Here is a 25,697-nt window from a genome sequence, read left to right on the forward strand (position 1 = left end):
AAAATCATCCATGTTCAAGACGACTCTAACAGGCCTTTGCTTGGCTTCGTCAGCGCTTGCGCACGCAAGTCACTATGACCTAAGCCGTCATACAGAGTTTTCTTACACACCTGATTGCTTGTCAGGTTACTGCGAAACGACGACTCTGTACACCTTCGAGGCTCAAAATCGCGGTGTTATGTATGAACAGAATAATGATGATTCGCTAAACCTTGACGCAGGGCTTCAGCCTAAACATCTCATCATCCCTCAAGATAAAGACTGGGATTACCTGATGGGTCAAACCTACACCATTCTAGGTCTCAGTATCGCGACCGTAGGCATGATGACTTTTCTTCCAGAAAGTATCACCAAATGGGACGAAGAAGACCGAGACATGAGTAAGTTGGGGCAAAAGTGGAAAGATAATGTCTCTGACGGCCCCGTTTGGGATCGCGATGAACATGTCCTCAACTACATCATGCACCCATATTTTGGCGGCGTTTACTACACGGCAGCACGTCACGCTGGCTATAATGAATTTCAGTCGTTTTTGTACTCCGCAACTATGTCGACGTTCTTTTGGGAGTATGGCGTGGAGGCGTTCGCAGAAGTACCATCTTGGCAGGATATTTTTATCACACCATTCTTTGGTGCTGTTGTTGGTGAAATGATGTTAACGGCTGAGCAAGACATTATTGCAAACGGCGGCGAAGTTATGGGCTCTGAAACCGCAGGTGATGTTTCGCTCTTCTTCTTAAACCCTGTTGGACATATTCATTATTGGGTAACTGATGCATGGGGCGGTAGTGCAGAACTACAATTCAATTCATCACCTTGGTTTGGAAACCAAGATGTTGCAAAATTCGCCATGGACGCAGGCGCAAACTATGACAGTCAATTTTATGGTGTCGAGTTAAAAGTAACCTTCTAATCCTAAGTTGATACTCGGTAAAAAGCAGCCTTACGATGGCTGCTTTTTTGTGCTCTGAACATTGTTTTAATTATTTGCATCACGAATTAGTGTTAAAAATTGACTTTCATCAAACATTACCCGCCCTTAGCACCTACACTAAATAAAAGGATTTATTCCAATAACTTAAGTAGCACGTTTATTCGTACTGCGTCCAAACCTTGATTCCAGGAGGGGACATTATGAACACCGTATTTATTGTTAATTTTGTCGGACAAGCGTCACCCGCCACGATTAAAGAGCTCGCTGCAATCACACACGAAAACGGCGGGAAATGGCTGATCAGCAAAGTAAACTTTATCGAAGACCAAGTTGCAGGTGTCATCAAAGTAGAGCTTCCAAGAGAAAATGCCGACATCGTTAAACAGGCGTTCTCTTCTTGTCAGACTCTTGTTGTTAGGTTCGTCGACTCTGAACCTCATTCATATCGTGAAGACACTATCTTCCAACTTCGTTTAGATGCCAACGATAGAGCGGGTATTGTGAATGAAATTACTCACGTTCTCGATAATCAAGGTATCTCAATTTTAGATATGGATTGTCAGCGTGTATTCATTGCTGGAGGCGGAGGGGTAAGCTCTAGCTTATTCAGCGCTAAAATGGCGATAAAACTACCTAGCGAGCTAGAAATTGAAGACATAGCCAATGAGTTAGAATCTCTGAGTGAAGACACTCGTGTAATTGTAGAAAGCTAACTGCATACCTTTAACGCTTCCCCAATAAAAAGAGCAGCAATTCAGCTGCTCTTTGTCGTTCTAATACTCAATACGTTTTATTTCACTGACCACTGAGACAGTGAACGTTTGAAATCAGAGTAGTCAAATTCATTCAGTTTTTGAATGTCACCATTCGAGCGTTCACAGTAGACCGACGGCATACGTAGACCGTTAAACCAGTTCAGTTTCACCATGGTGTAACCGGCACTATCTAGAATATGCAGACGCTGTCCTATCTCTAGAGGCTGTTCGAAGTTCGCCACGCAGAACTGGTCACCAGCCAAACAAGAGCACGAGCCGATCACATACTCGTGTTCACCATTTTCAGATGCTTCAAGAATTGACGCTGGCTCATTGTAGATCAACGTATCTAAGCGGTGAGCTTCTGTGGCTGAATCGACAATCGCCGTCTTCTTTACGTTCTCAACGATATCAACCACAGTGACCACTAGGTCAGTCGTCTTGGTAATGATCGCTTCGCCCGGTTCTAGGTACATTTGCACGCCGTGTTTTTCAGCAAACGCTTTCAGCGCTAGGCCAAGCTTTTCGATGTCATAACCCGGCCATGTGAAGAACACGCCGCCACCCATGCTTACCCAGTCCAGCTTATCTAGGTACTCGCCAAACTGAGCTGAAATAGCATCGAGTAAACCGATAAACGCATCCACGTCTTTGTTCTCACAGTTCATGTGGAACATTACGCCATCAATACCATCAAAAATTTCCGGTTTGATGTGATCAGCCTGAACACCAAGACGAGAGAATTGACGCGCTGGGTTTGCTAAGTCTTGCCCTGCATAGCTCACACCAGGGTTCAGGCGCAAGCCAATCGATGCTTTACCTTCGACAATATGACGATAAGCCGCTAGCTGTGACTGAGAGTTAAAGATCATCTTGTCAGAGATGTCCGCCACATCGCGAACGTCATCTTCGCTGTAACCCACGCTGTATGCGTGTGTCTCACCACCAAACGTTTCGTAGCCAAGCTTCACTTCAAACGGGCCAGAACTTGTTGTTCCGTCTAGGTAAGGCTTGATGATGTCGAATACACCCCATGTTGAGAAGCACTTCAGTGCTAATACAAGCTTCACACCAGAGATGTCTTTTAGCTGTTTTGCTTTCTCTAGGTTCTCAATCAGCTTGTCTTCATTGATCATGAAGTATGGCGTTTTTAGTTCGTTTTGTTGCATTTTGATACCTTACGTCCCTTCGCCTTAGCAAAGGCACTATAAAATCGAACAAAGCCGACGCAAGTGCATCGGCTTAAACGTACAAATAAGAGTCGCTAAATTCTTACTTCAATTTATGGATAACAGGTTGTCCTGGCTCCAGTTCTTGAACATGCCAATCTAGACCAATAGATGGCATGGTTTCTAGGAATGGGTCTGGATCTAGTTGTTCCATGTTGAACACGCCTTTGTCTGCCCACTTGCCACGGAAGAACTGCAAAGCCGCAGTGATCGCTGGTACGCCAGTGGTGTATGAGATAGCTTGGTGTTCAACATCTTCGTATGCGACTTCGTGATCAGCGTTGTTGTAAATAAATACACTGCGCTCTTTACCATCTTTCTTACCTTGAACCCAAGTACCGATACACGTTAGGCCAGTGTAGCCTGGTGCGAGTGATGTTGGATCTGGTAGTAGTGCTTTTAGCACGTGCAAAGGTTGAACAACCGTACCGTCGTGAAGCGTTAGTGGATCTGGGCTGAGTAGACCGATGTCGCGCATAACATTGAAGTAGTTTAGGTAACGGTCACCAAAGCCCATCCAGAATTCGATGCGTTTCGCCGGGATGAACTCTTGCATAGATCGAACTTCGTCGTGCGCCATTGAGTACACTTTGTGTGAACCACAATTCGGGAATTCAAACTCAAGCATACGTGAGTGACAAGGTACTTGTTTCCACTCGCCGTTTTCCCAGTAGAACGAATCGCCTTGAATCTCAAGCATGTTCGTTTCTGGATCAAAGTTAGTTGCGAACTTCTTACCGTGGTCGCCTGCGTTTACATCCATTACGTCGATAGTATCGATTTCATCGAACAGATACTTCACTGCGTATGCGGCAAACACCGATACTACGCCCGGATCGAAACCAGCACCAAGAATACCTGTAATGCCCGCTTCTTCAAACTTCTCACGGTAACCCCACTGCCAATCGTAAGCTTGAGGTACTTGTTGGCCTTCAGAGCACAAATCAACCGCAACAGATGTATCAAGGTATGACACTTTAGCTTGGTAACATGCTTCCATAATAGACATGTTCACCCAAGGAGGACCTGCGTTGATCACTAAGTCAGGTTGTACTTCTTTAATTAAAGCAACTAAAGAATCTACGTCGTCCGCGTTTACCGCTCGCGCTTCTAATTTCTTAGTTGAATCTTTCAGATTGTTTTTCTTCTGAATCGATTCGATGATTTTCTCACACTTACCTACGGTACGTGATGCGATTGTGATATCACCCAGAACGTCGTTGTTTTGTGCTGCTTTATGTGCAACTACCCAGCCAACGCCGCCTGCACCAATCTGTAGAATTGCCATAGTTTTCCGTTACCTTTGTTAAACTAGCTCTGCCGCTAGCGTATTGATTTTTGAGAGCAAAGATTCAAAGTCCGCCGTCGTCAGACACGGGTTCAAAATCGTAAATTTCAATGCAGTTTTATCGTCGACAATGGTTTCACCCAATACCGCGATACCGCGTGTTAACGCTTCTAAGCGCAACGTTTTGTTCAGTTCATCAAGCTCCGCTGATTCATTTGTCGCGCGGAACAGAACCGTAGATAGTGATGGTTCAGCCAACAACTCAAAGTGTTTGTTATCTCGAATCATGTCCGCCACTTCAAGCGTCTGTTCAAGCAAATGATCATACATATCGCCTAGGGCTTTTGGCCCTACGCTTTGCATCGTCATAAACACTTTGAGCGCATCAAAACGCTTAGTTGTCGCAATAGACTTATCCACCAAGTTCGGTAGTTCGTCGTGTTCGCGGTTCAAATAGTCTGCATGGTGAAGCAGGAATTTAAAGTTAGACTTGTCATTTACCAATAGCGCACCACAACTGATGGTTTGGTAAAACAGCTTATGGAAGTCTACGCTGATGGAATGTGCACGCTCACAACCTTTCAGACGCGCTTTTTGGCTACTTAGAATCAGAGCTCCACCGTATGCACCGTCGACGTGCATCCACATGTCATGTTTCGCTGCGATATCGGCGATAAAGTCTAAGTCATCAATAGCACCGTGGTCCGTTGTACCCGCTGTACCAACAATGGCAAATGGGATCAAACCTTCTGCTTTGGCCTGATTGAGAACTTCGTCTAACTTAGTGACATCCATCGTTCCATCGGCATTAGCATCGACGGTCATGACCGCTTTTTCACCCAATCCCATCCAAGACGCTGATTTTTGAACCGTGAAGTGGGATTTTTTCGAACATACAATACGTAGCTTGTCTGCGTATTCAGGAAGGCCAAGCTTTTGAATTGAGTGTGCACTGAGTTTGTCAGCAATCCAATCTCGCGCAAGCATCAAACCCATTTGGTTACTTTGCGTGCCGCCGCTCGTGAAGATACCGTCCGCTTTTTCACCTAACTCATATTTATCGCATAGCCAGTTCACAACTTTCTGTTCAACATAAGTCGCTGATGAAGCTTGATCCCATGAGTCCATCGACTGGTTCAAAGCCGCAATCATTGCCTCTGCCGCAATCGCTGGCATCAACGGTGGAGTATGCAGGTGAGCAATACAATCTGGATGTTGAGTAAAAATTGCGTTTTTCGCGACCAGATCAGCAGCATCGTCGATAACGGATTTAAGAGGCGCATTTCCATTATCAAGATCAACGTCGTGAATCGCTGCTTCCAATGCTTTTGGATCCATACCTGAATACGGTGCAGTCACTTGTTCAAACACTGACTTCATTGCCGTAGTAGTGTGATTCATCACCGAAGCAAATTCATTGCTGCCCATCTCTCCAGTGTGGATGAAATGCTTCTTCCATTCATCTTGTGGCTGAGTTTCGATGTGACTACCGCCAGCGGCTAAAATCGCGTCTTCAAATACACGTAAAGCAAAGTCGATTTGTTCAAACGAGATGATAAGAGGAGGAAGGAAACGAATTACTGCGCCTTCGCGTCCACCTTTCTCAACGATCAAGCCACGCTCGAGTGCTGCGCGTTGAATAGACAGTGTGAGTTCACTATCCGCTTGAGGTTCACCAAATTTATTGAGTTCACCGTTTGGAGTTTTAATCTCAACGCCTAGCATCAAACCTTTCCCACGAACCTCTGCGATACAGTTCACACGCTTTTGAATACTCTCAAGGCCGTAACGCAGGTACTGACCCGCAATATTGGCATGCTCAACAAGGTTATCACGCTGGATAATTTCTAATGCTTTCGCACCAGAGACCATAGCTAGCTGGTTACCACGAAATGTACCTGTGTGCTCGCCCGGCTTCCATGTATCATGTTGCTTGTTGATAACCAATAGCGACATTGGTAAGCCACCACCAATTGCTTTTGATAAACACAGAATATCTGGAACAATGCCCGACTCTTCGAACGCGAAATTGTAGCCAGTTTTACCAACACCACACTGGATCTCATCGAAGATCAGTAAGATACCGTGCTGATCACAAATACGACGTAACTCTCGTAGCCAGAATGCTGGCGCAGGAACAACACCACCCTCACCTTGCACTGGCTCCACGATAATCGCGGCAGGCTTCATAATGCCTGACTCATCATCGTTTAAAAGACGATCGATATAGCGAATACTTGCTTTCGCACCTTCATCACCGCTAAGCCCAAAAGGACAACGCAGGTTGTATGGGAAAGGCATAAAGTGCACATCCGACATCAAACCAGTTCGACGCGCTTTCGTGCCTAAGTTACCCATCATCCCCATCGTACCATTAGTCATACCATGGTATGCGCCACGGAAGGCAAACATAGTGTTGCGACCGGTAGTCTGTTTCGCGAGCTTGATAGCAGCTTCAACCGCATCAGCTCCAGACGGGCCACAAAATTGGATAACGCTGTTCTCGCTTAACTCTTGAGGAAGAAAAGACTTAACAGATTGAATAAACGTCGTTTTTGCTGATGTTGCAATATCTAGCGTCTGATATGGCAGTCCTGAATCTAATTGCTCTTTCAGCGCTTGGTTTATTTCAGGATGGTTATACCCCAAAGCTAGAGTGCCTGCCCCCGCAAGGCAGTCTAGAAAGATCTGTCCACGCGTATCTTCAACCAAGCACCCAAAGGCTTGTTTAATTGCGATCGGCAAACGACGTGGATAAGAACGTACTTCAGATTCATGCTCAGCCTGATCAATCAATACTTGATCTGGCGTTAAGTCATACGTTCCCTCAACGATAGGAACCTGAGACGAAAAAATGTTTGCGATATTGCTATCGACTTCAAAGGCAGTGCTCATACTACATAATCCCTTGAATTATAATAATTCTGTATCCTGTATTAATAATCATTAGAATGAAATTACAGGAGGTGTGAATACCCCTCCGCATTTGTCAGTGCATAAATGACAAATACAGATCATCCGCCACGATACTCGCGACTTTATATGTAAAAGGGATTAATCAAGGTTCTGTAATGCACCCGTTTTGTAAAACAGGACATTTCGGCAGTATGAAGCTGATTAGTGTGTGTTTATTCAAAGGTTTCAATGTTGGGTTTCCCATTAATATGCCGCGTTTACAGCATTAGTATCCCGTCTATCGACAAAAGGCTTTGCCGATACCTACCCTACGCAGTGTCACAATCAGCTTGAATGGTCACTACGCGTATCCCCCAGAGATCAAACGTTGTTAATTACGCTCCGAGATTGCGCGCGAATTTATCACAAAATAAAATCTTCTGGCAACGATTTTTCATATTAGTAACAGTGATGTAAATCACAACAAAACATACCCCATTGCAACTCACATGTTCATATTCATGAGCTATGCTTTTCTGCTTCTCTCAAACAGCTGTTATTTAAACAAATATTCTTGAGATATCATCACCTCATCCAACAGAGGTTTAAGGTTGTGCTGCTTAATCGTAAAACATTCCTTTCTATATCCGGAACATTTAAAAAGATAGCATTCTCGTCACAGCTTTGCCTGGAGCAAGAGTGGTTATTCTCCACAAGTGATGGTTTAAACATAGACTAGTAGGAATGGCTAAGATGCATTGCAATGGCAGAATGAACAATCACTTGAGTCAATGAGACAAAGGGTTCGTTACTTAACGAAGTCTGTGACAGAAAAGAAGTTTGAGATTTTCAAAAAATACGAAAAAGGCCTAACATTTTCATGTTAGGCCTTAAATCTGGAGCGACACACGAGGTTCGAACTCGTGACCTCAACCTTGGCAAGGTTGCGCTCTACCAACTGAGCTAGTGTCGCATTTAATATGAGATGGTGCCCCGGGCCGGACTTGAACCGGCACAACGCGAACGTCGAGGGATTTTAAATCCCTTGTGTCTACCAATTCCACCACCAGGGCACACAAATATTCTTTGTGATGCCTTTACAGAAAAGTAAAACACCATCTGATACCGCTAAATGCCATATCAATAAAATTTGGAGCGACACACGAGGTTCGAACTCGTGACCTCAACCTTGGCAAGGTTGCGCTCTACCAACTGAGCTAGTGTCGCATTTATTCTCGAAAGCCATTCACTCTCAAAAGAATAATGGAGGCGCCTCCCGGAGTCGAACCGAGGTCCACGGATTTGCAATCCGCTGCATAGCCACTCTGCCAAGGCGCCTCATTTGTGAATAAAGCTAAGCTTTTTCACCACCCTTTCGAGCCGTGCTCTCTTGGGTACGGGATGCATTCTACGGATTCGAGCGATCGAGTCAACACTATTTTTATTTTTTTAAATCGTTTGACTAGAATTTGTGCGAAAGGCGATGGATTGCTTAGTTTTAATACTAAAAATCGCTTAAATACACTTGTTTATCATAAAACTTTGGCTACGCCTTACACTGCTGGCCGTGCGTTGCGTGCATTGAAGTATTAATAATCAGAAGACTCGCCTCTCTAAGACTCTCCAAGGACAAAAACAAGACTTAGATCACAAATAGAACTCTATCGAAGCAAAAGCCCCAGATACAAATTGCAAACATGGCCGTTAGCAAGCATTGAAAAGCGAGAGAAGCCAAAAAATGCTGTAGATTGTCTTAGTACAAAAAAGCAGGCTATTAAGCCTGCTTTCTAACATCAGAATTTAATGGTGCTCTTCATTCAACAGATCGTCTTTCGCAGCAGCCAAATATTGAATCATTGACCAATATGTCAAGAAAGTTGCCACATACAAGGCCGCAAAGCCTAGCCAAACCATCCATTCATCGTAACGCCATATCAACACCCATAAGGCGAACATTTGCGAAACAGTTTTTACTTTGCCAACCCAAGATACCGCAACACTCGCTCGCTTACCGATTTCAGCCATCCATTCTCGCAATGCTGAGATAATGATTTCTCGCGCAATCATCGTTACCGCAGGAATGGTCACCCAAATTGAATGATAATGTTCCGTGATTAGAATCAATGCCGTTGCCACTAGCACTTTATCAGCGACAGGATCAATAAACGCGCCAAAACGAGAAGTTTGGCCAAGTTTACGGGCCAACATACCGTCAAGCCAGTCGGTAAAACCCGCTACCCAAAACACCATTGCTGCTGCAAACGGTGCCCATGAATAAGGTAGATAAAAGACAACCACAAAAACAGGGATTAGGAACAGTCTAAGAAGAGACAGAATGTTCGGGATATTCAAACGCATTTTATTATTCTCTTACACATTGCGGCTTAATGTTGCGCGATTTTCCTTATTGTTTCAATGCTTGGAAAATAATTTCTGCTAAAGAGTGACTTATTCCCGGTACTTTGGCGATTTCTTCGACACTTGCACGTTTAAGTTCTTGTAACCCACCCATGTACTTGAGTAACGCCTGACGTCGTTTAGGGCCGATTCCCTCAATCCCTTCGAGTGCACTCGTACGTCTGGTTTTACCTCGCTTAGCACGGTGCCCCGCTATAGCATGGTTATGGCTTTCATCACGAATATGTTGGATAAGGTGCAGCGCAGGAGCATCGCTTGGTAAATGAAACTCCTCCCCATCGACTGTAATCAGCGTTTCTAAACCTGGTTTGCGAGTAACGCCTTTTGCAATACCAATCATGATGGGACGCTTTGGCCAATCCCCCCAATATTGCGAAATGATGTCATGCGCACGATTTAACTGACCTTTACCGCCATCGATAAAGATGATGTCGGGAATTTTCTCTACGTCCAATTGCTTCGAATAACGGCGCTCCAACGCTTGTCCCATTGCTGCGTAATCATCACCACCGGTAATCCCAGTAATGTTGTAGCGACGATACTCTTGCTTTACGGGGCCTTCGTTGTTGAACACCACGCATGACGCAATCGTGCTTTCCCCCATCGTATGGGAGATATCAAAACATTCCATTCGAGCTATAGACTCCAACTTCAATGTTTCGCGAAGCGCATGAAAACGCTGATTAATCGTCATCTTGTGATTGATTTTGGTGGTAATCGCCGTTAGTGCATTCGTGTTCGAAAGCTTGAGATACCTTGCTCGAGAGCCAGTTGGCGACGTATGAAAATGAACCTTACGGCCTGCCACTTCACTTAACGCTTTCTGTATTGGCGCAATATCTTCTGCCAACTCTTGATTCAAAATAATACGAGAAGGAATTGTACGTGCTTCGTTATGGCTCAAATAATATTGAGTCAGAAAACTATCGAACACTTCCTGCTGGCTTGTATTTTGTGGGATTTTCGGAAAATGGCTACGGCTACCAAGCACTTTGCCTTGGCGTATCATCAGGATATGGATACACGCGATACCATTCTCCTGAGCAAACCCGAGTACATCCATATCATCCATGCTGTCTTCTGAGACGTACTGCTGCTCTTGAACACGCCTAATCGCTTGGATTTGATCGCGAAATTTAGCGGCATCTTCAAAGCGCAATTGCTGACTGGCAACTTCCATTTTCTCGATCAGTTGTTTGAGTACTTGCTGATCTTTGCCTTGCAAAAACATGCGCACAAAGCCAACCAACTCTGCATATTCTTCATCAGAAATGATGGTATTAACGCATGGTCCTGCACAACGACCAATTTGGTACATCAAACATGGGCGCGTTCGGTTGGAATAGACAGTGTCTTCACACTGGCGCACAGGAAATATCTTTTGCAGCAAATGCAATGTTTCTCTTACTGCACCAGAATCTGGGTAGGGGCCAAAATATTCACCTTTGCGCTTCTTGGCGCCACGGTGGATAGAAAGCCGTGGGTGCTTATGACCGCTAATAAAGATATAAGGGTAAGACTTATCATCTCGCAGCAACACATTGTATTTCGGCAAATACTGCTTGATGTAGTTATGCTCTAAGATCAGCGCTTCTGTCTCAGTGTGAGTCACCGTGACGTCTATTTTGGCGATATTACTGACAAGCGCGCGAGTTTTCTCACTGTCTACTTTTTTCCGAAAGTAGCTTGAAAGGCGCTTTTTAAGGTCTTTGGCTTTACCTACGTAGATTACAACAGCTTCGGCGTTGTACATTCTGTAAACGCCGGGCTGATTAGTTACTGTCTTGAGAAAGGAAGCCGAATCGAAGGGAGGATTCACGCTAAAGGGTCTCGGTGTCCAGCATTCCGTGGCGAATCGCTAAGTGAGTTAACTCAACGTCACCATTAATGTCCAATTTACTAAAGAGTCGGTAGCGATAGCTGTTGACTGTCTTTGGACTTAAATTAAGTTGCTCAGAAATATCCGTTACCTTTTGGCCTTTGGTGATCATAAGCATGATCTGCAATTCACGCTCGGATAAGTCTTTAAAAGGGTTCTCAGAGGCTGGAGAAAATTGACTCAATGCCATCTGCTGCGCAATCTCTGGCGAGATGTAACGCTGCCCACTATTAACTACACGAATCGCATTCACCATTTCGTCAGGGCCAGCACCTTTGGTTAAATAACCAGACGCACCTGCCTGCATCACCTTGGTTGGAAACGGGTTTTCTGTATGAACGGTAAGTACGATGATTTTCACATCAGGATTCACGCGAAGAATTTTTTTAGTGGCTTCCAAGCCGCCAATTCCTGGCATGTTCATGTCCATTAAGACGACGTCAGCATGATTACTGCGACACCATTTTACTGCATCTTCACCGCTGTCAGCTTCTCCTGCTACGTTCATTCCACGGACGTCTTCAATAATACGTCGTATCCCTGTGCGAACCAGCTCGTGATCATCTACAAGGAAAACATTTATCAAACTTGTATCTCCACACTTTGTATTGGTTCTGCACCCACATAACCATTATTTGTTAAATGTGGATATCAGTATGACTGCCTATATACTAACGTAATCGACAAAAAATTGCTTTCTATGAATATGTGCTGAAACGCAAACTTTAGCAAGAACTTATTCATAAACCACTCTATTATTTTAGAGCGTGATGAGCAGAACCGAAATCTAAGAAAAGACAATTAACAACATTAAGTACAATAAATCAAGTAACTAGGTTTCATATTGCCCAGAGAAACACGCTATAACTTAAAATGACACTGTCCCTCTTGCACCAAAGACTAACTTGTAATCACTAACTCCAGCAAAAATTGAGGCGCTTTCTTTACTGGTTATTTTTACAGTTCTTAGTGTTAAACTAACGTTCTTCAAGTTTTCTAAGGTTTCTCACATTTGAATATCCAACAAGGCTTTCTGCTTACTCGACAGGCACGAGACATCAAAGGTCAAACTCAAATCGAGTTGTGGCTTTCGACAGAAGCAGGTCCTACTCAGTTACTTATTAATGGTGAGAAGCCAGTATTTTTCATCGCTCAGAAACACTCAGAGCAAGCAAAGACACTCGCACGAGAAAAAAACATATTCGTCGACATCCGCCTTTTGGATCTCAAAACGTTTGAACATACGCCTCTTGCTGCCTGCTATACCAATGTAACCAGAGACGCTCTCGCACTCAAAGACACATTCGCTCAAAAAGATATCACTACGTACGAAAGTGATATTCGCCTCGCCGATCGCTACCTAATGGAGCGTTTTATCAAAGGCAGTATCGAGTTTACAGGCAATGTGACTCGCACCAATGGCTACCAACGCGTCCAGAGCGCAAAATGCCGTGCGGGGCAATATGAGCCGAAGTTAAACGTTGTCTCGTTAGATCTAGAATGCTCTGAGAAAGGCATTCTTTACTCAATCGGATTAGACAGCGTCATGGATTCCCGCGTTATCATGATCGGAGAAGCAGAACCTTCGGAGACACCGATACAATGGGTTAAGGATGAAAAAGCGCTTCTAGAAGCACTCATCGTTTGGTTTAAACAGTTCGACCCCGATGTCATTGTCGGTTGGAACGTCATTGATTTTGACTTTCGTCTGCTACACAAACGAGCAGAATGGCACAACATGAAGCTAATGCTTGGTAGAGCAGACCAAGCCAGCTTTTTCAGAAGTTCATCTCAAAGCCAACAAGGGTTTATTTCCATTCCAGGGCGAGTTGTAATGGACGGTATCGATACGTTAAAAACGGCGACTTATCACTTTCGGTCTTGGTCATTAGAGTCTGTATCTCAAGAACTCTTAGGGGAAGGGAAAGAAATCCACAACGTTCATGACCGCATGGATGAGATCAATCGTATGTACCGCTCCGACAAACCATCGCTGGCTAAATATAATTTACAAGACTGCGTGTTAGTGAATAAGATTTTCAATCACACTCACCTGCTTGACTTTGCAATAGAGCGCTCTCGTCTCACTGGTGTCGAACTGGATCGTGTCGGCGGTTCGGTTGCAGCATTCACAAACCTATACATGCCTCAGATACACCGAGCAGGCTACGTTGCCCCAAACCTACACCCTGAAAGTTGGATTGCGAGCCCAGGCGGTTACGTGATGGACTCCATCCCTAACCTATATGATTCTGTTTTAGTATTGGATTTTAAGAGTCTATATCCATCGATTATTCGCTCTTTCTTGATTGATCCTATGGGTTTAGTTGAGGGGTTATTGCTCGATATTGGAAAAGAAGAAAATCAGGCTGTACCTGGCTTTCGCGGTGGGCAGTTCCATCGTACGAAACACTTTTTACCAGAAATGATTGAAAAGCTTTGGGCAGCACGTGATGTTGCAAAGAAGAACAATGAAAAAGCTTTTTCTCAGGCAATCAAAATCATCATGAACTCCTTTTATGGCGTACTGGGCTCATCGGGATGTCGTTTCTTTGATACTCGGTTAGCTTCTAGTATTACCATGCGCGGACATGAAATCATGAAGCAAACTAAGGTGCTGATCGAGGAGCAAGGATATCAAGTGATTTACGGCGATACGGATTCCACATTCGTGTCGTTGAATCGACCATACAGTCAAGTAGAAGCTGACGCTGTTGGAAATCAATTAGTTGATTACATCAACTCTTGGTGGCAAGAACACCTGCGTTCTGAGTACAACCTAACATCTATGTTGGAAATCGAGTATGAAACACATTATCGCAGATTCCTTATGCCAACGATTCGTGGCGCAGAAACTGGCTCGAAAAAGCGCTATGCGGGTTTAATCGGTGAAGGAAAGCAAGAACGGATTGTATTTAAAGGGTTAGAAAGTGCCCGTACTGACTGGACCTCGTTAGCACAGAAATTTCAAAATACACTCTATAACATGATTTTCCATGGTGAAGATCCAAGCGACTATGTCCGAGAGATGGTTGAGAAAACTAACAACGGTGAATTTGATGAACAGTTGGTGTATCAAAAGCGACTGCGAAGAAAACTGCATGAGTATCAGAAGAACGTCCCGCCACAAGTGCGTGCAGCTCGTTTAGCCGATGAGATAAATGCCAAGCTTGGCCGCCCATTACAGTATCAAAACAAAGGGCGAATTGAATACATTATTACCGTGAACGGCCCTGAACCTTATGAGTACCTCAATAGCCCGATTGATTATCAACATTACATTGATAAACAACTCAAACCCGTTGCGGATGCGATTCTCCCTTTCATTGGGACGGACTTTGACAGGCTTTCAGCGCCACAAATGGGGTTGTTTTAGCCGATACGAAACTCTGTTTTCTGGTACTGTTTGACTAACCAATCACCAAACGCATCAATTAGCCCGATAACAGAACGCTTGGGAATACCCCGGCCAGAAAGTAAAATTTCTAGCCGCTCGATCTCAAGCTGCTTTTCAGGATGATAAGTTAAGAATACCTTGCCACATTGTATAGGGTCATCAAACCAACGTTTATCTCGATACATCACCAAAGAGTATGACGCTCTTAGTAACTTTTTTGCAATCACGCGCTGGGCGGCCACCTGCTCTTCTATCGTCTTCGCTTGTACGATTTTTTTGCGATACACCGTAATCCAATCTTCCACATCCATATTCCAGTGCTTAGCAATTTCCCAACTTGGGACGTAATCACCGAAGCAGTCTGCTAGATCATCACCATAAACACAGACACAGCAATGCTTAAGCATAAAGCCCCAAGTAAAAATACTATCTAAATTAGCCACTTCGCTCACTAAGGCTGTACGGACCGATACACCATTAACGTGAGGGTAACTCTGCTGCGCACGCCACTTAATTGTGTTGAGCAAAGTCGCGCGATTGTGCTCAAAGGATGATTGAGTAACGACAACCAAGTCTAAGTTCGACTTCCCAACGATCGCTGTTTTGCGAGCAACACTACCGTATACATAAACGCTGTGTAAGTTTTGCCCCAGTCCACCTTTGAGACAAGCGGTGACTTCCCTAATTAAAGGCGCAAACTCTGGTTGAAATGGTTGTTTAGGATCGATAACAGGCAGAGACATGACTTAAAACGTGTTCTCAGATGGTTCAAGAAGTTGGACTATATGTTCTCTTAGCCGACTCACTGAATCAAGTCCATTCAGGTGTTTAGTCATGGGAGTAACAACAAATTTCTGCAATGAATTTTAATGCTAGGCGGCTAACTTAGCGCTATAATCACCGAGTTTTGCTTAATAAGTATGAATAGGAATATACAATGCCAAAGGCAAGTGAAATCAAAAAAGGCTTCGCAATCGAGTCTAATGGTAAAACTCTTCTAGTTAAAGACATCGAAGTAACGACTCCTGGCGGTCGTGGCGGCGCTAAAATCTACAAAATGCGTTGTACAGATCTAAACACGGGCGCACGTGTAGATGAGCGTTACAAGTCTGATGACGTTGTTGAAACGGTAGAAATGAACAAACGTGCAGTTGTGTACTCATACGCTGACGGAGATGAGCACATCTTCATGGATAACGAAGACTACTCACAATACACATTCAAGCACAATGAAGTTGAAGACGACATGCTGTTCATCAACGAAGATACACAAGGTATCCACATTATCCTTGTTAACGGTGCTGCAGTGGGTATTGAACTACCATCTTCTGTTGAGCTAGTGATTGAAGAAACTGACCCTTCAATCAAAGGTGCTTCTGCATCTGCTCGTACTAAACCAGCACGCTTCGCTTCAGGTCTTGTCATCCAGGTTCCTGAGTACATTGCAACTGGTGACCGTGTTATCATTAACACAGCTGAACGTAAATACATGAGCCGAGCATAAGCATGTCTGATTTGATTTCTTACGACGACGTCATCGACGCAGCGTACGACATTTTCCTTGAGATGGCTCCAGATAACCTAGAGCCTGCTGACGTGATTCTGTTTACTGCGCAATTTGAAGATCGTGGTGCCGCAGAACTTGTTGAAACCGGTGATGACTGGGTTGAACATGTTGGCTTCGAGATCGACAAAGAAGTATATGCAGAGGTTCGTATCGGCCTAGTAAATGAGGAAAATGACGTTCTTGATGACGTATTTGCTCGTATGCTAATCAGCCGAGACCCTGAACATAAGTTCTGCCATATGCTTTGGAAACGCGATTAACGTTTCTTCATCATGAACAAAGATACCAGCCTAGTGCTGGTATTTTTTTATCTGCTGTTTTTGTTTAGCTGAGATATTTGTTTATCCAAAACACCCTGCTCTATATCGGCTTTAGATCCTTTTGTTATGTAACAGATAAGAAAAAGGCTTGCCGAATTGGCAAGCCTTTCTGATGTTTTGCTATCGATTAACGATGCTTGTTGCGTGCGCCTTGGTCACCAGCAGTCTTCTTCGGCTTACGACGAGAAGGGTTGTTGCTGCGACCTTTTGGTGTGTTAACACGCTCTTCATGGCGCTTAACTGCGCGACGAATTTTTTGGCTGCGTGCACGCTCACGTTTGCGTGACGTGTTGTCTTTGTTCAGATCAAGCATGGTTTCTTTCTCTGGACGAAGCTCTACAAGCTCACGCAAGTAGTTTACTTCTTTCAGGTCAAGCTCCATCCAACCGCCACGAGGCAGTTTCTTGTCTAAGAAGATGTCGCCGTAACGAACACGTTTCAGACGGCTAACGGTACACTCTTGCGATTCCCATAGTCGACGAACTTCGCGGTTACGACCTTCGTTGATAACAACGTAAAACGTGTGGTTCATGCCTTCACCACCCGCGTAAACAACATCTTCAAAGCGAGCTAAACCGTCTTCCAGTTCAACACCTTTTACTAGATTACGAACTTTCTGTTCAGTTACTTCACCGAACACACGTACTAGGTATTCACGTTCAACTTGGCGGCTTGGGTGCATTAAGCGGTTCGCCAGTTCACCATCCGTTGTGAAAAGTAGAAGACCAGAAGTGTTCGCATCCAGACGACCAACTGAAATCCAACGAGAGCCACGAATTTTTGGCAGACGATCAAAAACAGTACGACGACCTTCTGGATCGTGACGAGTACACAGTTCACCCTCAGGTTTGTAGTACGCAAGTACACGACAAATCACTTCTTCTTGAATCTTTGCAGAGACAATGTGACCATCGATACGAACTACGCTGCTCTCGTCTTCAAGTCTTTCACCAAGCTTAGCGACTACACCGTTCACGCTAACGCGACCAGATTTAATTAACGATTCAATCTCACGACGAGAACCGTGACCAGCACGTGCTAATACTTTTTGTAACTTTTCGCTCATTTATCTACCTATGTGTCGTCTTCACAGACGTCTAGACCAGGATTGGTCTGTATTTTGCTATTTACCCATTTCAGTGGGATTTTTCGGTCGGACATTATACGTAACTTTCTTAGTTAATGTAAGCTAAATCGGCGCCATTCTCCACACCAAAATTCACTTCAAAAATGACCGAAATATTTGTCCTATTCTGCAACTTTTTTACTACTTAAAGCAGGCATTGCTCAACGAGAATCCCACTAATATCGGTCTTCCTGAACCACTTTAACCACGCGGTACCTGATAAAATTGTCAGGGTTACAACAATAACCACTTGGGGTGTGTTTACTGTTCGTATTGCTAGAAAGCAACGAAAAATAAGCCGTCCCTGTTTGCTGCTAAGTAATACCAATCACCGCAGACAATGAGCGCTCATAGCAAAGCAAGGTCGTGGGTAACAAGACAAAAATTGTCTTTAAGTCATTAGTTCACATCAAAAATAACACTAATGCTATCGTGTACTCTGACTTACTAGGTTCGCTCTGCACTCTCGGCGATTGGCATAAATCAGACAAAAAGGAATAGAACAATGTCTATGCTAAATCTCGACCTAAATTGGATTTTTGGGACATCTCAAGATGACGATATGACAGGCACAAAAGGCTCTGAAACAACCGATATTTTCTTCGGCTTCTGTGGTGATGATAAGTTTGTAGGATACGGAGGTAATGATATTGTCTTCGGTGGCTGGGGAGACGATACCTTGCTTGGTGGCCGAGGTAACGACTTTGTTTCTGGCGGCTTTGGAAACGATTTCCTATCCGGCGGATTAGGAAACGACAAACTCTTTGGTGGCTGTGGCGACGACACAATTTTTGATTATTCAGGCAACAACTACTTGAGTGGTGGCTGGGGTAACGACACACTCGTTGTTGGTGATGGTGAATCAGTACTGAGCGGTGGCTGTGGAGACGACACCTTCGTGCTTACAAACCGCCTGGCTATTGGTGTACCTGATCAGCCAGTATCTTCCAACGATATTGATGTCAAAGCCGACATTGTCGATTTTAATATTTTCCATGACAAACTTGTCTTTGATATGGGCCGAGACACTGATAACGATGGCATTCGAGATACGTTCTTGGATTCAGCGGATGATCTGACTTTATCTTACAATGAATGTGGCTGGGCAGTATTCTCAAGTGATGAATACAATGTTGAAGTGACACTAAACGGTGTGAGCTCTGCATACATCAACTATGCAGAACAAAATGGTATCGACATTTTCGATTTCGCTTAACCTCAATCAGTTAAGTTCAATGAGATATTCGATATGACAACTAAAATAGGAGGCGCGATGCCTCCTATTTTGTTTGACGGTGGTGTGCGTCTACTATTCGAATGGTGCAGGGTCACCAGATCCCAAACGAACCACAACAGGTTCACCTTCGCTAAAGTCAATTACAGTCGTAGGTTGTTCACCTAGGTAACCGCCATTAAGAATCACATCAACCGCATGTTCTAGTTTATCGCGAATATCCTCTGGATCAGATTCTGTTACGTCACTGCCAGGTAGAATCAACGACGTAGACATCATCGGCTCACCTAATGCTTCCAACAAGTCCAAGGCAATTTGATTGTCTGGAACACGGATACCGATGGTCTTACGTTTTGCATTCATCAAACGACGCGGCACCTCTTTTGTGCCTTTGAAGATGAAGGTGTAAGGACCTGGTGTGTTATTTTTCAGCAGTCGGAATGCAGAGTTATCCACTCGCGCATAGAGAGAAAGCTCCGACAAATCACGACACAGTAAAGTAAAGTTATGCTTATCATCCAGACGACGAATCTGACAGATTCGTTCCAGTGCCTGTTTGTTCTCCAACTGACAGCCAAGTGCGTACCCTGAATCAGTAGGGTAAACCACAACGCCGCCGTTACGAATGATTGCTACTGCTTGATTAATCAAGCGAGCCTGTGGGTTTTCTGGGTGAACGTAAAAAAACTGGCTCATTGTAATTCCTCATTATCGAGCCTCTCGGCTCTATATTTTTATGGGTTCTCGACTTCGTATTACTGAGTATTATTCAACGAAGGATCTATTCCCCAATCTTTCCAAACTGGTTCGACGCCAGCAGGCAACCATAGGTTCCTTCCTAGCTCCATCCACGGTGATGGGTAGTGAAAATCACTGCCTTGAGAGGCTAATAGTTTGTATTGTATAGCATAATCAGCCAAGTTGCGCCTTTCTTGTTGCGCTTGCTGTGGCTGTGCAACTTCCATCGCATCACCACCCGCTTCGACAAACGCTGCTAGAAGACGCTTAATCCACTTCGCTGTCAACTTATATCTACCAGGATGCGCTAATACCGCCATTCCACCAGCCGCATGGATAGCATCAACCGCATCCTTCATCGAACACCAATTCGGTGGTACATAACCTGGGTTATTACGCGTTAGGTATTTTTTAAACACCATTTGCATGGTTTTTGCGTAACCATTATCTACCAACCATTTCGCGAAATGCGCTCTTGTCACTGGAGCATCACCGGCGATTTGCCTTACCTCTTCAAGCACACCTACTCGAGTTGCTTTTTGTAGTCGCTCTGCAATTAACTCAGATCGTGTTATGCGATGCTGCTTCTGCTGTTCTATGAGGGCAGATAATTGTTCATTTTCCGGATCGATATTCAGGCCGACAATATGAATGTCTTTGTTTTGCCAGACGGTCGATATCTCAATGCCATTGATGATTTTTATCGGCAAATTATTATCTTGAACGTATTGCTTAGCTAACGCCAAACCGTCAACCGTATCGTGATCAGTGATCGCCAAAACCTCGATATCAAAACTCAGCGCCCTTTCCACTAAATCTTTAGGCTCTAACCGACCGTCCGATGCAGTGGTGTGACTATGTAAATCAATTCTCATATTTTTATCGTTTTAATGCCGTTTTGGGGTTGACTTTTTACTCTCGCACTAGTTAACTAGTACACAAATACAAAGTACGTAATTTAAGGTTCACCATGTTACAAGAATTTAACCAAAACCAAAAAGCGAAAGTTGCGGTTTGTCTTAATAAGGCAAACTCATCAGATCTTGCTTGGTGGCGCACTTGGACTAGTTCTTGGTGGGCAAACGTATACTTCTAGTTTATAGAACCAAACGTTGTAAAGCCCGCTACTTAAGCGGGCTTTTTTGTTTTGTTGCTCATTTCACATTCAACTGCCTAAACATTAATCGAATATAGCCAACTCTAGATTGGGAGAACGTTTGCTTTATGCGACTATGTACGGCAGGAAGATTTAAACAGCTACAAGGAGGTCTTGTGAACAAGGCCATTGAAATTAAGAAACTTGGACAGCTTGAAGTGCTAACGGCTTCCGTCCCTTATACTCAAGACCCGACTCGCTTGTTCCACACACTATGTGAGAACAAAACTGACAGCCTATTGCTGGAATCTGCTGAGATCGATTCAAAGCAAAATTTAAAATCCCTGCTGATCGTAGATTCAGCGGTTCGCATTGTTTGCTTCGGCCATACCGTTAGCATGCACGCCTTGACCAATAACGGTAAAAACCTACTGTCTCACCTAAACCAGAACATCCGTGGTGACGTTGAGAGCAAGTTCGATGGCGAAACGCTAACTTTGCAGTTTAACCAGCCATGCGACACGTTAGATGAAGACTCTCGCCTACGTGAAGCCTCTTCTTTCGATGCGCTGCGTTTGGTTCAGCATAGTTTTGATATTTCACAGCAAGACAAACACGCAATTTTCCTTGGTGGTCTGTTTGCCTACGACTTAGTCGCAAACTTTGAGCCGCTTGGTAATGCCGAAGCAACAAATCAGTGTCCAGATTACGTTTTCTACGTCGCGGAAACACTACTTGTTGTCGACCATCAAACGGAATCTTGCCAGCTTCAAGCGACGTTGTTTGTTGATGGTTCAGAGAAAACAGCGTTAGAGACTCGTATTGCAGAAATTAGCGCCCAATGTGCAGCGCCAAAACTGTTGCCGAGTGCAGAGCAAATAACAGATGTAACGGTAGAACCTAGCGTGTCTGATGCAGACTTCTGCCAAACCGTTCGCGACTTAAAAGAGTTCGTAGTGAAAGGCGATGTATTCCAAGTTGTACCGTCTCGTAGATTCACTCTACCTTGTCCTTCTCCACTGGCTGCTTATAAAGAACTGAAACAAAGTAACCCAAGCCCTTACATGTTCTACATGCAAGATGAGCTGTTCACTCTGTTTGGCGCATCACCAGAAAGCGCGCTTAAGTATGAAACCGATACCAACCAAATTGAAATCTACCCAATCGCAGGCACTCGTCGCCGCGGTAAGCGCCCTAACGGCGAGATTGATTTCGACCTAGACAGCCGCATCGAACTTGAACTGCGCACCGACATGAAAGAAAACGCAGAACACATGATGTTGGTTGACTTGGCACGTAACGACGTCGCTCGTATTGCTCAAGCTAGTACTCGCCACGTAGCAGACCTTCTAAAAGTCGACCGCTACAGCCACGTAATGCACTTGGTGTCTCGTGTGGTTGGTCAACTGCGTGAAGACCTAGACGCGCTGCACGCATATCAAGCATGTATGAACATGGGTACGCTCACCGGCGCACCTAAGATTCGTGCCATGCAGTTGATTCGCGATGTAGAAGGCGCACGACGCGGTAGCTACGGCGGCGCTGTTGGCTACCTCACTGGTGAAGGCACACTCGACACCTGTATCGTGATCCGCTCAGCGTACGTTGAGAACGGCATTGCTCAAGTTCAAGCTGGTGCTGGCGTGGTGTTCGACTCTGATCCGCAAGCGGAAGCAGACGAAACGCGCGGCAAAGCACAAGCGGTAATCTCTGCTATCCAAGCAGCGCATAAGTCACAATAAGGAATAGGGTTCAGAGATGGCTAATATCATTTTTATCGATAACTTTGACTCGTTCACCTACAACCTTGTGGATCAGTTCCGCTCGTTAGGTCACTCGGTCAAGATTTACCGAAACAACATCCCAGCAGAAACCATCGAACAAGCGGTAAACGAGCTTGAAAACCCAGTGGTTCTGCTATCGCCAGGCCCTGGTGCTCCTTCAGAAGCAGGCTCAATGCCTGAGCTTATCCAACGCATGAAAGGCAAAGTGCCGATGATCGGCATTTGTCTTGGTCACCAAGCGATTGTTGAAGCGTACGGTGGCACCGTTGCTGGCGCGGGCGAAATCATTCACGGTAAGGTCTCTATGATGGAGCACCAAAACCATGCGATTTACCAAAACCTACCATCACCACTTGCAATTGCACGTTACCATTCGCTGGTTGCGACCAAGGTTCCTGAGAGCCTAACCATCACAGCAGAAGTGGATGACTTGGTAATGTCTGTTGTACATGAAGAAGATAAAGTTTGCGGGTTCCAATTCCACCCGGAATCTATTATGACGACCTACGGAGCAACACTGTTGGCCAATGCCATTGAATGGGCACTTGAAGAACAAACTTCAGCGAACCCACTCACTGCTTAAAAAGCACTTGGCACATAAGAAATTTATGAGAGGAAATATGGAAGCAATCATCAACCCTATTATTACCAAACTGTACGAGCAAGAATCGCTTACTCAGGAAGAGAGCCAACAGCTATTCGACATCATTATCCGTGGTGAACTAGATCCAATTTTGATGGCGTCAGCGCTGACTGCACTAAAAATCAAAGGCGAAACGCCAGACGAAATTGCAGGCGCGGCAAAAGCACTGCTGGCAAACGCAAACCCATTCCCTCGTCCAGATTATGATTTCGCGGATATCGTAGGTACTGGCGGCGACGGTCACAACACCATCAACATTTCAACCACTGCGGCGTTTGTTGCTGCAGCATGTGGTCTAAAAGTAGCGAAACACGGTAACCGCAGCGTTTCAAGCAAATCGGGGTCTTCTGACCTTCTTGATTCATTTGGTATCAACCTAGCTATGAGCGCAGAAGATACGCGCAAAGCGGTAGACGATATCGGTGTTGCTTTCCTATTTGCACCTCAATACCACGGTGGTGTGCGCCATGCGATGCCAGTGCGTCAAACCATGAAAACACGCACCATCTTTAACATTCTTGGCCCACTGATTAACCCTGCTCGTCCTAACATCGAATTGATGGGCGTTTACAGTGAAGAACTGGTTCGTCCTATCGCAGAAACCATGCTACAAATGGGTATGAAGCGCGCCGCTGTAGTACACGGCAGTGGTTTGGACGAAGTAGCAATTCACGGTGAAACAACCGTTGCCGAAATCAAAGACGGTAAGATCACAGAATACAAATTAACGCCTGCAGACTTCGGTCTAGAAGCGCACCCACTAGAAGCAATCAAAGGTGGCGATCCTGAAGAAAACAAAGCGATCATTACCAATATTCTGACGGGTAAAGGGACAGACGCACAATTGGGCGCAGTGGCAGTAAACGTTGCTCTGCTAATGCGTCTATTCGGCCACGAAGATTTAAAAGCCAACACGCAACAAGCGATTGAGGCAATGAATTCAGGCAAGGCGTACCAATTGGTACAACAACTTGCCGCACACGCTTAAGGAATTGAAGAAGATGACTGACTTCAACACTCAGCAAGCTGACAACCTGTCTGAACACGTTTCTAAGAAAGAAGCAGAAATGGCAGAAGTACTGGCGAAAATTGTCCGCGACAAATATCAGTGGGTAGCAGACCGTAAGATGTCTCAACCGCTAAGCACATTTCAGTCTGATTTGCTGCCATCGGACCGCAGCTTCTACGATGCTCTGAGTGGCGAAAAGACGGCATTCATCACCGAATGTAAGAAGGCATCTCCTTCTAAAGGTTTGATTCGTGATCACTTCGACTTGGATTACATTGCGTCGGTTTACAACAACCACGCAGATGCAATTTCAGTCCTAACAGACGAAAAGTACTTCCAAGGTAACTTTGACTTTCTTCCTCAAGTGCGCGGTCAAGTCAAACAACCGGTTCTGTGCAAAGACTTCATGGTAGATACCTACCAAGTTTACCTAGCACGTCATTACAGTGCTGATGCCGTGCTACTGATGCTTTCTGTCCTTAATGACGAAGAGTACAAAGCGCTAGAGGAAGCGGCGCACAGCCTGAACATGGGTATCTTGACCGAAGTCAGCAACGAAGAAGAGCTTCATCGTGCCGTTAAGCTAGGCGCACGCGTTATCGGCATTAATAACCGTAACCTTCGCGACCTAAGTACTGATTTGAATCGTACTAAAGAACTGGCACCGACAATTCGCGAACTGGCTCCTAACGCAACAGTAATCTCAGAATCTGGCATTTATACACATCAACAAGTTCGTGATTTAGCGGAATACGCAGACGGCTTCTTGATTGGTAGTTCACTGATGGCGGAAGACAACCTTGAACTTGCAGTACGTAAAGTGACGTTAGGCGAAAACAAAGTGTGTGGCTTAACGCATCCAGATGACGCAGCAAAAGCGTATCAATCTGGCGCAGTATTTGGTGGCCTGATTTTTGTCGAGAAGTCGAAGCGTGCGGTTGACCTTGAAGGTGCTCGCTTAACCATGAGCGGTGCTCCACTGAATTACGTTGGCGTTTTCCAAAATCACGATATCGATTTTGTTGCTTCTGTCGTGACCTCTTTGGGTTTAAAAGCAGTGCAGCTGCACGGTCAAGAAGACCAAGCTTACGTAAACCAACTCAAAGCCGAACTGCCAGCAGCGGTAGAAATTTGGAAAGCTTACGGCGTGACTGATGCCAAGCCAGAACTACTTGCAGAAAACATTGATCGCCATTTATTAGATGCGCAAGTGGGCACTCAAACTGGCGGAACTGGTCAAGTGTTCGACTGGTCACTGATTGGCGACCCAAGTCAAATTATGCTAGCGGGCGGACTGTCGCCAGAAAATGCTCAACAAGCAGCGACACTAGGTTGCTTGGGATTAGATTTAAACTCTGGTGTAGAAAGCGCACCAGGCAAAAAAG

Annotated in this window: 21 protein-coding genes, 4 tRNA genes and 1 other annotated feature; of the genes, 11 read left to right on the forward strand and 14 right to left on the reverse strand. The window is 44.9% G+C overall.

The genetic code is table 11. From position 1 onward, the window contains the following. Nucleotides 1-10: 10 nt before the first annotated feature. A complete protein-coding gene (locus IQP38_RS23540) occupies nt 11-913 on the forward strand; it encodes a DUF3943 domain-containing protein (protein ID WP_005376815.1) in 903 nt (300 codons plus the stop codon). Between the two features lie 221 nt (nt 914-1,134). Beyond that, a complete protein-coding gene (locus IQP38_RS23545; RefSeq protein WP_005376814.1) occupies nt 1,135-1,647 on the forward strand; it encodes a glycine cleavage system protein R in 513 nt (170 codons plus the stop codon). A 77-nt stretch (nt 1,648-1,724) separates the two neighbouring features. Here IQP38_RS23545 and nspC read toward each other — a convergent pair whose 3' ends face one another. The 10 genes from nspC to uvrY form a co-directional block, all read right to left on the reverse strand. Beyond that, complete coding sequence (gene nspC, locus IQP38_RS23550; protein ID WP_053306579.1) at nt 1,725-2,858, reverse strand: carboxynorspermidine decarboxylase; 1,134 nt, start codon at nt 2,856-2,858, stop codon at nt 1,725-1,727. A 103-nt stretch (nt 2,859-2,961) separates the two neighbouring features. Next, nucleotides 2,962-4,206, reverse strand: coding sequence for a carboxynorspermidine synthase (locus IQP38_RS23555; protein WP_193838086.1), 1,245 nt, complete (start codon nt 4,204-4,206; stop codon nt 2,962-2,964). Between the two features lie 18 nt (nt 4,207-4,224). Continuing rightward, on the reverse strand, nt 4,225-7,101 hold the full coding sequence (locus tag IQP38_RS23560; protein ID WP_193838087.1) for a pyridoxal phosphate-dependent class III aminotransferase: 2,877 nt from the start codon (nt 7,099-7,101) through the stop codon (nt 4,225-4,227). An 897-nt stretch (nt 7,102-7,998) separates the two neighbouring features. Beyond that, a tRNA-Gly gene (locus tag IQP38_RS23565) sits at nt 7,999-8,074 on the reverse strand. A gap of 13 nt (nt 8,075-8,087) precedes the next feature. Then, nucleotides 8,088-8,174, reverse strand: a tRNA-Leu gene (locus IQP38_RS23570). 78 nt (nt 8,175-8,252) lie between these two features. Continuing rightward, nucleotides 8,253-8,328 (reverse strand) — tRNA-Gly (locus tag IQP38_RS23575). Nucleotides 8,329-8,365: 37 nt separating this feature from the next. Further along, nucleotides 8,366-8,439: transfer RNA gene (locus IQP38_RS23580), tRNA-Cys, on the reverse strand. A 462-nt stretch (nt 8,440-8,901) separates the two neighbouring features. Then, nucleotides 8,902-9,459 (reverse strand): CDP-diacylglycerol--glycerol-3-phosphate 3-phosphatidyltransferase, encoded by a 558-nt coding sequence (gene pgsA / locus IQP38_RS23585; RefSeq protein WP_005394805.1) that lies wholly within the window; start codon nt 9,457-9,459, stop codon nt 8,902-8,904. A gap of 46 nt (nt 9,460-9,505) precedes the next feature. Then, nucleotides 9,506-11,338: an excinuclease ABC subunit UvrC gene (uvrC, locus tag IQP38_RS23590; RefSeq protein ID WP_080960110.1), complete on the reverse strand. Its 1,833-nt coding sequence runs from the start codon at nt 11,336-11,338 to the stop codon at nt 9,506-9,508. 1 nt (nt 11,339) lies between these two features. Continuing rightward, on the reverse strand, nt 11,340-11,984 hold the full coding sequence (gene uvrY, locus IQP38_RS23595; RefSeq protein ID WP_005386783.1) for a UvrY/SirA/GacA family response regulator transcription factor: 645 nt from the start codon (nt 11,982-11,984) through the stop codon (nt 11,340-11,342). A gap of 426 nt (nt 11,985-12,410) precedes the next feature. Here uvrY and IQP38_RS23600 point away from each other — a divergent pair, with 426 nt between their 5' ends. Further along, nucleotides 12,411-14,774, forward strand: coding sequence for a DNA polymerase II (locus tag IQP38_RS23600; protein WP_193838088.1), 2,364 nt, complete (start codon nt 12,411-12,413; stop codon nt 14,772-14,774). On the opposite strand, the gene IQP38_RS23605 is transcribed toward IQP38_RS23600, so the two are convergent. Continuing rightward, nucleotides 14,771-15,538, reverse strand: a complete 768-nt coding sequence (locus tag IQP38_RS23605; RefSeq protein ID WP_017635724.1) for an elongation factor P — start codon at nt 15,536-15,538, stop codon at nt 14,771-14,773. The genes IQP38_RS23600 and IQP38_RS23605 overlap by 4 nt on opposite strands. A 194-nt stretch (nt 15,539-15,732) precedes the next feature. On the opposite strand from IQP38_RS23605, the gene yeiP reads away from it, so the two are divergent. Both yeiP and IQP38_RS23615 read left to right on the forward strand, forming a co-directional pair. After that, a complete protein-coding gene (gene yeiP, locus IQP38_RS23610) occupies nt 15,733-16,299 on the forward strand; it encodes an elongation factor P-like protein YeiP (RefSeq protein ID WP_005376801.1) in 567 nt (188 codons plus the stop codon). Between the two features lie 2 nt (nt 16,300-16,301). Continuing rightward, entirely contained in the window at nt 16,302-16,622 is a 321-nt protein-coding gene (locus tag IQP38_RS23615; RefSeq protein ID WP_005376800.1) for an HI1450 family dsDNA-mimic protein, read from the forward strand. A 187-nt stretch (nt 16,623-16,809) separates the two neighbouring features. Here IQP38_RS23615 and rluB read toward each other — a convergent pair whose 3' ends face one another. Continuing rightward, nucleotides 16,810-17,748 (reverse strand): 23S rRNA pseudouridine(2605) synthase RluB, encoded by a 939-nt coding sequence (rluB, locus tag IQP38_RS23620; protein WP_005376798.1) that lies wholly within the window; start codon nt 17,746-17,748, stop codon nt 16,810-16,812. A 565-nt stretch (nt 17,749-18,313) separates the two neighbouring features. On the opposite strand from rluB, the gene IQP38_RS23625 reads away from it, so the two are divergent. Next, on the forward strand, nt 18,314-19,024 hold the full coding sequence (locus tag IQP38_RS23625) for a calcium-binding protein (RefSeq protein WP_005376796.1): 711 nt from the start codon (nt 18,314-18,316) through the stop codon (nt 19,022-19,024). A gap of 93 nt (nt 19,025-19,117) precedes the next feature. Here the strand turns inward: IQP38_RS23625 and IQP38_RS23630 are convergent, their stop codons facing one another. Next, entirely contained in the window at nt 19,118-19,738 is a 621-nt protein-coding gene (locus tag IQP38_RS23630) for an L-threonylcarbamoyladenylate synthase (RefSeq protein WP_005376791.1), read from the reverse strand. Nucleotides 19,739-19,797: 59 nt separating this feature from the next. Continuing rightward, nucleotides 19,798-20,655, reverse strand: coding sequence for an RNase RNM (gene rnm / locus IQP38_RS23635; RefSeq protein WP_005386777.1), 858 nt, complete (start codon nt 20,653-20,655; stop codon nt 19,798-19,800). Nucleotides 20,656-20,750: 95 nt separating this feature from the next. Here rnm and IQP38_RS23640 point away from each other — a divergent pair, with 95 nt between their 5' ends. The 5 genes from IQP38_RS23640 to trpCF form a co-directional block, all read left to right on the forward strand. Next, entirely contained in the window at nt 20,751-20,876 is a 126-nt protein-coding gene (locus IQP38_RS23640; RefSeq protein WP_005376787.1) for a trp operon leader peptide, read from the forward strand. Continuing rightward, nucleotides 20,823-20,926: a sequence feature (Trp leader region), on the forward strand. (Overlaps the previous gene by 54 nt.) Nucleotides 20,927-21,052: 126 nt before the next feature. After that, nucleotides 21,053-22,618 (forward strand): anthranilate synthase component 1, encoded by a 1,566-nt coding sequence (locus IQP38_RS23645; RefSeq protein WP_193838089.1) that lies wholly within the window; start codon nt 21,053-21,055, stop codon nt 22,616-22,618. Nucleotides 22,619-22,634: 16 nt separating this feature from the next. Next, nucleotides 22,635-23,243, forward strand: coding sequence for an aminodeoxychorismate/anthranilate synthase component II (locus IQP38_RS23650; RefSeq protein ID WP_005434961.1), 609 nt, complete (start codon nt 22,635-22,637; stop codon nt 23,241-23,243). A gap of 37 nt (nt 23,244-23,280) precedes the next feature. Then, a complete protein-coding gene (gene trpD, locus IQP38_RS23655; protein ID WP_017635721.1) occupies nt 23,281-24,291 on the forward strand; it encodes an anthranilate phosphoribosyltransferase in 1,011 nt (336 codons plus the stop codon). Between the two features lie 13 nt (nt 24,292-24,304). Next, nucleotides 24,305-25,697: bifunctional indole-3-glycerol-phosphate synthase TrpC/phosphoribosylanthranilate isomerase TrpF (gene trpCF, locus IQP38_RS23660; protein ID WP_228010177.1), on the forward strand; the 1,393-nt coding region annotated here is incomplete at its 3' end.

Source organism: Vibrio sp. OPT41 (assembly GCF_015163595.1).
GTDB lineage: Bacteria > Pseudomonadota > Gammaproteobacteria > Enterobacterales > Vibrionaceae > Vibrio > Vibrio alginolyticus.